Source organism: Pseudomonas sp. H3(2019) (assembly GCF_007713465.1).
Classification (GTDB): domain Bacteria; phylum Pseudomonadota; class Gammaproteobacteria; order Pseudomonadales; family Pseudomonadaceae; genus Aquipseudomonas.
Genome location: NZ_VMSG01000037.1, coordinates 36,868 through 49,334, shown reverse-complemented (window position 1 = coordinate 49,334; position 12,467 = coordinate 36,868). Strand labels below are relative to the sequence as shown.

Sequence of the window (12,467 nt, the reverse complement as noted above, 5' to 3'; positions counted from 1 at the left end):
TATCCCTTATCGTAAGGGGGAAACGGTGTCCTGTCTTTCATGGGGCTCGTTCAGTAAGTTCGCATCCTTCCAGTAGTGAACGGGTTGATAGGGGTCCGCATTCAGTATCTCGATAACGGTATTTTGATCCAACGTCGGGGAAGGTGGACTGGCGGGGCTGGCATCAGAACCTGGACTGGATTCACCCGGCGAGTCATTACCTTGTGACGATGCGGGTGAGTCTTGATAGTCCATCGACTCGCTTTCATCGTCGTGCTCAGAGCGCGCAGGAGGAATCGGTGCCAGACCATATTCGGCTCTCAAGTCCGGCTCATCCTTCACAAACTGCCTAAGTAAGGTATCCAGCACAGGGTCGTAGTGCTCCTGCCACATACGCCCATCAGGATCGATCCTGCTGATGGGGTTGTTTGCACAGAATCCATACAGATTCATACCATCACTGGCGCCGGCCGGATCCGGATTAACCCACCGCCCCCACCACGGCGCGTAATACCGGAACCCATAGTAATAAAGCCCACTGGCATCCTGTTCCTTGCCCGAATAGCGAATGGTCTTGTAATCGGCATCGACCTGCGAGCGGGCAGCCCACCAAGCGGTGCCGCCAAAGGGGTAGTAGCCCTCGTGACTGATGATGGCGGCGTATTTGTCTACTTCCAGGCTGCTGGAACCCAGGTGATCGTCAAGGGTGTAACGCAGTTGATCAGCCTCGACGCCATTCGGCTTGACCTTGACCCAATGCAGGCAGCGCACGCTGCCACGAGCCAGTGAAATGCAAATGACTTGAAGTTTTTCACCGTCGTCGATGGTGCGCTCTTCAAGTCCGGGCAAGTAATGGACGGCACGTTGGTGGGTGACGGTGCGAGCCTGTTGGGTACTGAGTTTGACGACCCGCTCACCGGCAGCGTTATAGCGATAGCACTCACCGTCATTGGCGACTGACGATCGGCTAACGGTGGTCAGGCTTTGCAACTGATTGCGCGCATCCCACATCATCGGCCGGGCACCGGGAACCAGGCGTTGCAGGTTGCCATTTGGGTCGAACTGGCCCTTGAAGTCCGGCTCGTCTTCACCTTCGTTCCATGGCAAGGCGCGGTTGCTTTTCGGGTCGACACGCATAGTGCGGGTGAATGGATTTTTGTCGCTCTCATGGCGCAATTCGGTTCGGTTACCACCCGCATCGTACTCGTAATACTCGGTGTAGTTGAGCAATCTCTGGGGATCGATGGGGCTGGGGATGATCAGCTCCGGCAAGCTCGCGCTCTGTCCGGCACCGGCCGTTTCACGGCCCTTGGCGCAGGTGAGTTGGTAGAGGCTGTCGTAGGTGTAGGTGGTTTCTGGTGCTACCCGCTGGTTGGCAAAAAAGCTGACGGGTTGAGTGTGGTCCACGAGCCGGACAATGTTGCCCACTGGGTCGTACTCATAACTCAGCTCCTGTAGCCGCTCGCGTTTCGACGTAGTGGCGGTTAAACGTCCCAGCCGGCCAGTCGACGCCTCATAGGTAGCGGTGCTGGTAACGTCGTTGCCGGTGATCTGGGTCAGTAACTGGCCTTCGGCGTTGTAGTCGGTCGCTTTAAGTAACGGTTGCAATGCCTGCCCTTTGAGGGTCAGGTCAATGCGTTGCAGTTGCCCGGCGCGGTCGAGATTGAAGTGTTGCTCGTGACCACCGGCGTCGGTCTGCACGAGCACCCCGCCCAACGGATTGTAGCGATTCTCGGTGGTGTACCCCGCGCCGGGTTGCAGCAGAGGGTCGCGCTCATTCTCCGCTGCGGGCCAGTCGGCGAATTGGTCCGCCTGATCAGGCAGAAAACGCCGGGTTTGGCGAATCAAGCCACCGCTCAGGGCCTGCTGTTCGAACCACACGACACCCGCCGGATCATCATGACGAATCAATCGTCCGCACTGGTTGCGCTCGGCAAATTCAGCAGCATTGTCGGCGTAAGTCAGGCGCTCGATGGTTCGCCAGTCCGAATCTTCAGTGTGCTCATGGATCGCGCTCAGCCGCCTCTGTTCGTCGTACTCGCTCTCCCAATGACTGCCTCGGCTATCCCAATGTTCCTGCACCTGCCCGGCCTCGCCCGGCAACCCCAGACGCCAACCGGCATCGATACTGTCAGTGAACAACGCCGCGCCGGACAGGCTGTAAATCGTGGTCAGGTTCGGTCGCTCCGTGGGTGCCAGAAACCGCGGATCGCGCTGTGTCACCACCCGCCCGGCGGCGTCATGCTGCTGGGTGGTGATCCGCGCCTCAGCGATAAGCTCGCTGACATCCTGCCGCCAGTACGCAATCTGGCGCACTGGCAAGCCACGGCTGTCAATGACCGCCAGCTGTGGGGTCTGTGAATGAATGTCAGTATTCAATGGAGCGTCCTGGTATTTCGTCGCGGTTCAAATGGCGGCTCGAACAGATCGTTCTCATCGAAGGCGATGTTGTACCAGGTGCGGTACTGCTGCTCACGTCGTAACGGTTTTTCCTGCGGCGGGTTGCCTTGCCGCATTTTTTTCGCCAGGACGGTCTCGGTCGGACGGCCTGCCGCGTCGTAGAACTGCTGGTCGTGATAAGCGTGTTGGCGCATCGACCGATCGTTGATATAACGCGGCTGATCGGCGAAGTACGGTCGGTAGATCCGCACTTTCTCGCCCTTGTTGTTGTACTCGACCGGTTCACTGACCCGCCAGCGTCGCGGTACCTCGGCTTCTTCCGGCGTACCGTCGGGCTTGAGAACCAACTCACCGTTTTCATCGACCCGCCAGGCCTTGCCCGGCTCGACCTCCTGCTTGGTTTGCAGCGTCCGACCGAAACCGTCCAGGCAGGCGATGCTCACCCGCACTTGCATCTCTGCATCGCCGGGGTAGCGGTCGGCCAACAGGGTGACGGCGTACACCGGCTCGCGGTGTGCCGCATCGATTTGCACCTTCAGGATCTGCTCGTTCGAGTCGAGGTTTTCCAGCCCCTCAAGGTGCTGCCGGGCCCTTTCGCAGATATGCCCGCTAGGCAGCACAAAACCTTCGGTTCTGGCCCAGGCCAGCCATTCAGGGGACGGCGGTGATGCCCGGGAGATCCGGCCCATCCAACTGAAGGTGTCCCAGAAACTGGCGCTGGCGAAATTGCCGATGGCGGTTTTCGGGTCGGCGATGGCGATAGCGGGGTCGCGGTCGTCCGGTGGCAAGTAGAGGCGCAAGGAGTGGAAGCCGACCGGTTTTCCCAGTTCTGTGCCGTAGAAACTGGTCACCAGCAGTTCACCGAGCGCGCTGTAAAGGCCTTCCTGAATATTACGATTGGCGTCCTCGATGGTCGCCGGCAGGAAGGACCGATAGTCGATGTCGAGACTGCGGGTGGTGCAGCCGTCCGGCAAGGTGACGGCGGTGGTCAGGCACCAGTACTCGTCGTAGGTCAGCCGGGTTTCGCCGTGGCTTTGGGTCTCCTTGTACGTTTCGACGTTATAAAATCCGGCCTGTTTATGGTAGGTGGGGAAACCCCGGTGCACCGACCACAAGTAGTTTTTCGCGTCCTCCGGGTCCGCAACCGATTCCTTTTTCACCTCGGGCAAGAACAGTTCCATGATGTGGTAACCGACGCTGGGCGATTCGAGTTTCTCTTTCAGGTTGAACGGCATAGTGCCCTGCTCGTCCTTCAGCTTGTCGTAAGCGCTCAGGGCGACTGCATCCAGTTCAGCCGTTTCCACATGGGCGGGCAACCCTTCAAAGGTCGCTTTTCCTGGCGCCAGGGTTTGACCGTTCTCAGGGTTCATGTAGCACTGCATAGACAAACCGGTCAGCATCGATTGTTTCGCCCACGCGCCATCGTCCTTGCTCAGTTCAAGGAAGTGTTCATGGTTGATCGTGCCGGGGCTCAGTGCGGTCTTGTCCAGAACCAGCGCATTGCTGCGCTGCTGGTAAGGCAGGCCTAGGCGCCAAGCCTTGGGATCAGGCAAATGGATGTGCAACGCCTTGGTCTGCGTCAGGTACCAACATTGCTGAGCAGCGTCATGGGCGTCCTTCCACCAGGTTTTCTGATATTCGTCACTGAAGGGCGGCGTGTCGTTGACCGTGCTGCGTCGGGCATAGTGCACGGTGATCCCATGGACAACGTTGCCATATTCATCCCACTCAAGGTTGAGAGTGTGCTGGCACAACGGGTCATCAGCGACTTGCGGCTCATAGTGGTAACCGATCGCTTCCAGATCCATGGGCTGAAGCACCGCGTAGGGCTGATACGCGCCTTTGGGGTGCAGCACCCGCACCAGATAGCGGTTCTCTTGTACGACGTAAGGCACGGCGGTGGCCGGGGCGTCGTCCGCCGCGTAAACCTCCGAGCGCATTACCCGGCCACTCAGGCTACGGGCAATTTCGCGGGCGGTGTCTTCGTCAGGCGCAGTGAAGGGTTGCGATGCGCGGTCGTTGAAGTGGTAGTTCTGCAACAGCGTGAGTTTCAGAGCAATAGCCGACCCGTCGAGTGCGTAATAACCGTCCGTAGACGGGTCGATGGACTCACCCGTATGAAACCAGGTCTTGCTCAGGATCGGCGCGGTAAAACCGGCAGCTGCGCGTTCAGCAGGCGTAGCTTCGGTGTCGTTCTGCATCAGCAGGCGAAAGCCCCGGAACTCTCGCTCAAAGCGATCGTAATAACCGCCTCGGTATTTGAAACCCTGGGTCAGTCGGTTGCCGGTGATCTCATCGAGCTGGGTTTGCTGGCTCACCAGGTGCATGGCAAACGGTAGTTGGGAGATAGGGTTCTCCACTCCGGCATTGTGCTGCTCCTGCTTTTCATCCAGCCACTCCTGCGCCGAGCTGCGGTAGCTCACGCTGCTGCTGGCGCCCATGTTGTTGCAGGTTCCGCTCACCAGGTAGGGCTTGGCCTTGACGAAATCGTAGCGCCAATGCCGTGGTTCCATGTGCGGCACTGTCACAATCAGGCTGGAGCAACCCAATCCTTGCAGGTCGGCAGTGCTGACCTGGCAGAGCCGGTCGTAGCGCACACCTTCGGGCCAGGGCAGATAGACGGATTTCTGCTCGTAACCATTACCGGCATGGTTCATGAACACCCGCAGGCGATCAGGCTCCAGATAAATCAGATCGGCTGCGCCCGAGCCGTCGAGATCGGCCAGCAGCACCTGTGAGGCATTGAACTCGGCGTAATCAAACGGCAAAGTACACAGTACAAAGCCCCTGCCGAAACGCCCACGGCCCAGGTTCGGCCAGCATTTGACTTCGTTGTGACGGATGCGCACCAGATGCTGCTGCCCGCTGCCGAGCACATCGGCGAAGGCCACCAGTTCGGTCGGCGTGTTGCTCAGCAGCGGCAGGTCATCTTCAGCCTCCCCCACCGGTTTATCCAGGCGAGGCACATCGATACCGTCGGCGAACCCTGCCGCGCGACGGTTGGCGTACAGGCGCACGCTGCGGGTGCCGATCAGCGCCATGTCGCTCAGGCCGTCACCGACCAGGTCGGCCATGCGCGACAGGGGGTGGAAGAACTCGCTGGGGAAAGCATCGAATGTCACGAAGCTGGACCAGTTGCGATCCGGGTCGAGGGTGAAAAAACCGCTCATTCCCGGTCGGGCAATCACCCAGTCCAGCTTGCCATCGCCGGTCAGATCGGTGAGCGACTGATGGAACGGCTTGCTGCTGTCGGCCACCGGAATGTGCTCCAGTCGTTTCCAGTCGCTGTAGCGGATCTCGTCGCCGCCGTTTTCGCCACGTAACGGCTCGCGGTAGTACCAGGCCTTGTCATAACGACACAGCACGCCCGGCATGCCTTCGCCATACAGATCCACCATCTGGTAAAGCTGACCATCGTTGAGCCCTGGCATGTCCGGAAACTGCGTGTAGCCCTGATGCTGCGGGTCGAGCTCGAACGCGTTGTAGTGGAACTCCATCGGCGGCCGGCTCTCGACCTGGCCCAGGCTGTCATAGGCCTGGACGTGAGCGGCCGTCAGGTGGTTGTAGCCCAGTGGGCTGGGCCGGTGCTCCAGCAACAGGCGCTGAACCAGTACGGGTGTATCCCCTAGTTCTTTGGGGAAGTGATGGAACATCAGCACTTGCCGGCACAGACGGCGAGTGCCCAGTTCGAAACCGTAGCTGTAGTTCCAGAACGGGTCGCAGCGCTCGGGCCACGTCGGCGGTTCATCAAAGGTGGGCGCGGTCTCAAGATCCGTACTGCGCCCGCCATAATCAAACACCAGGTGAAAGTGCCACTGCTCCTTTTTCCAGCTGTCGGCAACCCAGGCGTACAGGTGCGGATGGTCCTTTGCATTGCCATAGCACACGCGTTTGAGGTAGCGCTGCGCGCGGTAGTCGCGCAATTGCGGTGGCACGGGGGCATCCACTTCGGCCTTGTATTCGTAGACAATATGCTCGCCTCGGGTGTTGAGGCTTTCGTCGATCATCCAGACACCGACATGCTGTGGATTGACCGGATCGGCCCGGCGCGAGTCCGCGGTTTTGCCATACACATGCAGGCTGCCATCGGCCCCGTGAATCAGCCAAAACCCCGCTGTGTCAGTTGTGGTGGACCAATGCTCGATCAGCGAAAACTCGCCCTCGACCCGCGGCCAGTGACGCACCACCTTGTGCTCGCTTCCCAGTGGCACTGTATTGTAGGTATCTGCTTTTCTGGAAATCAGCGAGCCATCGCTTTCAGCGCGCTCGGGCATCCACACGTCACCGCCAGGCCCCACCACCTGGTCGCTGCCGTCGTAGGTCGGCACGCCCTTGGTGGTGCGCAGGGTGATGGCATTGACCGTCATCCGCCAGCCAATCCCGAACGGGCTGTTGCCCACATCGCTGCTGCAGCTCAGCCCCAGTGCCGGGGCATAGCCGCGCCCGCGGGAGATCGGCAAGGGCAATTCCAGCGATGCCGCACCGCTGGTGCCCACCGCGCCCCACCCTTTGCCGATGCTTTGGATGGCGCCGCCGCCTTTGGGGAGGGTTGGGGCGTTGATCTCGAGTTTTCCTTGATTGTCCATGCTCATCGAAGTGTCCACCGTGACAACGCTGAGAGCGGGCAGACCGCCCGGATGGACTCAACGTAACAGACGAGGGGGATCTCTGTGACCTGTCAAACCTGACAGGTTGATGGACATTTCCTAGATTGAGTCAGTTGGATTGGCAGCGTTTTAATCGCCAATAATCTCGGTGAAGAAAATGCTGGAAGTGATGACCGTTCGTCAGGACTGTCAGATCTAACAGGTAGGCACAAATCAGCACTCCGCGTAGAAAACACCACAGGGAAATCGCCGATTCACTCCCCCTTTCGTGTCCCTGGTTTGCTGGAGAAATACGATGAGCAAGGATTTCACCGACTCCCCTCTCAATCAGCTTTTCGAACTCTCATCGGGCACTGGTGAGCTGTCGACCATGCGTCGCTACGAGCGCTTTGTCACAGACGGAGGGTCGGTGTTTGACCTGCTGAAAATGGGGACCCAGGGTGTAGTGGAGACATTCGGACTACACAGCCGTGATGCCCAGGTGCTGCTGGACAGAGCGTCGAGTCTGGCGGTGCATACCGCTCGCGCGTTTCGTGAGCAGCGTTTGGTGACCCGGACCCCGCCCAATCCGTTGCATCGTACCGGGGTCCGGGCGCAGGTGGAGACGCCCACTTTAGACGGTTTATTCAGTCTCGACTGGGAGAACTGCAGCCCTTCGCAAAGCCCGGACTCAAGCATCTCGCCCGCAGCCTATTGCGTGAGGTTGGTGCTGCTGGCATGGGACCTGGAGAAGCGCGCAGCGGGTGGAGCCGGGCTCATTTGCCTCGCTGATCGACGACCGGATCTCACCCGACTCATCATTGATTCGGTGAGCATGTTTCAGATCAAACCGACGGTTACGCTGGTCAATGAGGTGCTCGAAAGCATTATCAAAACCTTCATCGGCCCTGAGGTATTGAAGGATCAGGTGGTCGATGACCGATTACTGGAAACACGGTTTCCACATCGGTCCATGCCGTTCGAGTGGTATGCCGAACAATGGAAACTGGTCTTGGCGCAGAACAAGCTGTCATTGGGGGAAGTGGTGCGTACCATCGACCTGACGGCCCCGTACTTCAAGCAGCCGGGGGCACACGGCAATTTGTCGGACATTGCACTTCATCAGTCCTGCAATATCGGCCCACAAGGGCAACGGCTGCTGACCGAGAATTTTCTTCCCGCGTCCACTCCCTCTCCCAAACTTGAAAAGTTCTACAAAGACAACTTTGGCTCCACCGGCACGAATTTGCTGGACTCGGTGCATTTCTGCGCCCAGACCTCGATTGATGCGCAGACGCTGACGTCCTTGTTGTCGATCGAAGACTGCCTGTCGCAGCGCTCAAACAATGTGACCGAGAGCGTGGCTCCGCCGGCTTCACCCAAGGTATTTGGCTCGGTGTTCATCAACGAGGGCGCGGCCGTTGCGATGGACCTGTCACTTCCGGGCACGAGCGCCACACGGAGGCTGACCAACGCTACAGACAACCGTTTTGAGCGGATGAACCGGATGTTGCGTCTGAACCGCTGGCTGAAATTGCCCCCTGACCAGTGTGATCGGTTGGTCATGGCCGCGATCCGGGCGGAGCAACGAGCCGACACTGTCGTCGATTCGCAGGACCCGGCACACACGTCGGCGGCCCAGCCATTCAGGATCACTCACAACACCCTTCGGGCCATCGGTTTGTTCCAGGAGTTTCGGCTGCGATTCAAGTGTTCTGCCGAGCAGTTCGCGGCCCTGATTGATGAGATTTCCCCTTACGGACGTGGGGAGGAGCCTTCGCAATTCGACCGGATTTTCAATGCTCAGGCGTTGTTTGATAAGCCTTTAATGCTCGATGACAGCCATTTCTCAATCGAACCGCAAACCCGTGCCGACAAGCGCACCGTCGATCAGATTTGCAGCAGCCTGGGGATCAATCAGGAGACCTGGCGCTATTTGGCGCGCTTCGTAGCCAAGAGCTACAACCTGACGGGCGAACTGCAACGCAGCCTGCCAATACTCTCGAGCTTTTATCGCGTGGTGTTGCTGGCCTCTTTTCTGCGCATCAGTGCCATTGAGTTGGGGACATTGCTGGAGGCATTGAGTGAGCGTGGCGGGAGTGAATTGCTTCAGCGGGTATTGGACGAACCCCGTCTGCGGGTCAGCGGAGCCAGCAGTGTCGGTGATGTATTGAGTGTGATGCATGCCGTGCAATCGTGCGTTCAATGGTGCCAGGACAATGCCCTGAGCGTGTCTTGGCTGGTACAGCATGTGGCGCCAGTGATTGCCCCTCCCATGGCAACCGAAGCAGACATCACCTTACTGCAAGAGGTCCACAAGCGGCTGCTGCCAGTGCGGTTCTCTGAAGAGGCGCTTCGGGCGGCCGGCGTACCGACAAATAATAATAACGAATATGAGGGATGGCTGGAGCTGCTCGAAGAAGTGGTCGACCACGACGGTCTGGTCCTGAGCCTGACCAACGAGGCGGATGATTACGAGCGGCTGGCACGCGGCGAAATTCAAGCGGCGGTCACCTTGGCGAAGGTCCCTCCAGCAGACGTTGAACAGGCCTGTGCGGGGATTCTGGCGCTGCTGTTGCAAGCAAGGGATGCTCAAAATGCAGTGATCCAGGAAAGTCTGTCCGTGTATTTGAACCTGTCCCAGGACCTGGTACTGCCGTTACTAAAATGGGTCAACAAGGGCGGCGTTTATCTATTGCTCCTGGAGACTACACGGGCGCTGGAGGCGGTCACGTCAGGCACAGACAAGATCAATGTCGGTGATGAGGTGCTGAATCTGCTGGCGCATCTGCTACGGCGCGCAGACGTTGTTCAGCAGCTGGGGCTCAGTTCAGCAATGCTGGTAGCCCTGACCACTCGACAGAACTGGCAGTGGCTCGGTCTCAAGCACCCGGAAACGCTCACCCTCAGTTCCTTGTATTACCTGACGCTGTTCCAGCGAATGGTGACCCACACCGGGCAGCCCGCTGAACAGCTGCTCAATTACCTGGAACTGGTCAATGGTTTGCCGACCTACCTGACGCCCGAAGACTTGCGCCTGATCCGTGATTCGGCGGCGAGCAAGCTGGCAGAAGTCGTGAAGTGGGGAGTGCGGGAGGTGCTCGAGTGCATCCTCTACCTGAGTCCGTCAATGCCGGTGGTCCGCGACTTGCCCACCCTGGACACGCTGATCCGCATCCGTGGGCTGGCGACCAGCAGCGGGCTGGATGCCAAAGCCATCATCGGCCTGGGCGCGCTCACTCCGGACAGCGACAAGTATGCTTGCCGCAACGCAGCAGAACAGGTGCTGGGGAGTTTGTCCGAGTCGAGCGTGCAGGGTCAGCCTCAGACACACGGCGAACTCGGCGAACTCGGCCAAAGCGTGACTCACGACATTCGGTGCATCAACGACACCCTGATTGCCAATGTGAATAATCAAGTCGCACTGATCGAGTTGACGCTGCGTGATCTTACCAACCAGGTATTACCGAACATCACCGTGACCTGGAGCTGCGATCGCCCAGGGCTGATGGAGACAGTGTCTATCACCGATCATGAGGGGCGTGCGGTGGTTCGCTTCAAACCGGAGAAAGGACCGTGGATGGGCGCCGTGCAAGTCAAGGGCACCTATGGTCTGTCTCAGGTGGTTTACGCACCGAAAATTCTGATTGATTGCGAGGAACTCTCGCTAGACTTCAGCCTTGACAGCTCTGATGACCCTGCACCGGATGAAACATTTTTGGCCGGTGGGCAGGCGTATTTCCCAGTGTTTGTGAAGCTTGTAGATCAGCATCGAAACCCTGGGGTGGGCCGTACCGTGACGTTTGCCGGGCAGGGTGTCGTTGCTGATCCACTGGTGGCAATGACCGATGAGGAAGGCATCGCCAGAACCCGAGTCAAAAGCATCGAGCCTGTGGAGAAAGCGAATCTGGTGGCGAGTTACAGCACCAAGGATTCGCTGGTCATCAATAACATCACCTTTGTCGACAAACCCTTTATCAAGCTCCTGGAGGTGGCGTCGATGGCCGTCGTCGGGCAGCCGCTGGTGCTCCGCTGTCATGTCATCAGCCTGGGCAAACAGCCTTCGCCCAACATAAGCGTCGAGTTTTTCTCCGAAGGTACATCAATCGGATCTGACACAACATCGTCGGAAGGCATCGCGCAATGGACCGTGGCCGCACCGGCAGCAGGAAAGCAGACGTACACCGCCAAGGTCACGATGGGCGAGCAGCGGCTTGAAGTTGACGTGGCCAGCGCTGCGATGATTCACGGCGAATCGTCGGATTATCTGTATCCAGTGGCGGACTCAGGCACACCGACCCTATTGTGGGTCGCGGTCAGGGAACGGGCCGATAACCAGGCGAGGCTGATTGCCAATTGCCCGGTCTGGTGGACGGTCACCGATGCGACCAGCAAGAAGGCAACAGAACCCGTTTGCTATCCGACCGATGCACTGGGGCGCTCCACTTATCCTTTCGAGGCCGAAAAAGCAGGGGACTACGTGGTGACCGCAGTCCGCGGTACCCCAACGGGTGGGGATGAACGCACGTTCGATCTTAAGGTCGTCCCACCGATTGAGTGGACGTTCAAATTGACCGACACCACAACGACTGCGGTAGTCACTCAGGTGTCCGCAAGAGAGCCCTTGGCCTTCATCCGAGGTCGAACCTACACACTTGAGATCGAACTGCCGCCATCGGTCGACCTTCAAGACGCCCGTGCGATGCTGGCCTGGAACGGTGAAATGTCCGCGAAGGGGCTGGGGATGATCTTCAGCCCGCCCACCGGCGCCTACGTCATGATCGGCGATGAAAAAACGCTCAGCTGGAACATTGACTGCAAGGACCTGCGCAACGGCACCTTCGACTTGACGTTCTACTGCAACCGACTCGATCAGCGATTGGTGTTGCCGGGGCGCCTGGATGCACCGCCACCGGTACTGCTGTATCCCGATCCCACCGATAGCAATATCGTGGAGGTTCAGCCGTTGCTCATCGGCACCGGCAGCCCGTCGGCCCAGATCTATGTGTTCGAGGGCCGAGAGGGCGTGCTGCTGGCACGGACCAGTGTAAGGGATGACGGGACATGGTCCGTGAGGTTTGCCGAACCATTATCGATGGGGCCGCATGTGTTCTCGGTCAAGCAACGGCATATCGACACCACCGAGGCGTGGGCACCGGATGTCGAGGTTACGGTGACGGATTTTGTTGCCAAGGTGCAGATCGTGAGCCCTGCCCCTGTTCCTGATGTATTTATCAAAGTCAGGCCCGAGTCCTGGGTTGAAGGATTGGGGTTGCCTGGCGTAGAGGTTCGAGTGGTCAAAGAGCCTGGATCGACGACGATTTACGCCCAGGGAACAGTGGGCAAGGACGGCCGCTGGCGGATTCAGTTCGGACCGGCCCTGGCAGTCGGCAAACACACGCTAAATGCTGGATTTTACGTGGATGGACAGCTGAAGTCAGCGTGGCTGCCTGCGCCCTTCTACACGATAGAAGTTGTCGAAAAAAGTTAATCGGCTTTTGC

At 58.8% G+C, this 12,467-nt stretch carries 3 protein-coding genes; 1 reads left to right on the top strand and 2 read right to left on the bottom strand.

Features of this window, described 5'->3' with window-relative positions; genetic code table 11:
• Positions 1 to 6 precede the first annotated feature (6 nt).
• Positions 7 to 2,358: an RHS repeat-associated core domain-containing protein gene (locus FPT12_RS26520; protein ID WP_256676869.1), complete on the bottom strand. Its 2,352-nt coding sequence runs from the start codon at positions 2,356 to 2,358 to the stop codon at positions 7 to 9.
• Positions 2,355 to 6,971, bottom strand: coding sequence for a SpvB/TcaC N-terminal domain-containing protein (locus tag FPT12_RS26515; protein ID WP_145022277.1), 4,617 nt, complete (start codon positions 6,969 to 6,971; stop codon positions 2,355 to 2,357). The genes FPT12_RS26520 and FPT12_RS26515 overlap by 4 nt, the downstream gene beginning before the upstream one ends.
• A 310-nt stretch (positions 6,972 to 7,281) precedes the next feature.
• Here FPT12_RS26515 and FPT12_RS26510 point away from each other — a divergent pair, with 310 nt between their 5' ends.
• Positions 7,282 to 12,456 carry a Tc toxin subunit A gene (locus FPT12_RS26510; protein ID WP_145022274.1) on the top strand — a complete coding sequence of 1,725 codons (5,175 nt, stop codon included), beginning with the start codon at positions 7,282 to 7,284 and terminating at the stop codon, positions 12,454 to 12,456.
• The last annotated feature ends 11 nt before the right edge of the window (positions 12,457 to 12,467 follow it).

Bases quoted from the DNA above. Each gene is read 5' to 3' on its own strand.
- FPT12_RS26515 (WP_145022277.1), bottom strand. From the start codon at position 6,971: ATGAGCATGGACAATCAAGGAAAACTCGAGATCAACGCCCCAACCCTC.
- FPT12_RS26510 (WP_145022274.1), top strand. From the start codon at position 7,282: ATGAGCAAGGATTTCACCGACTCCCCTCTCAATCAGCTTTTCGAACTC.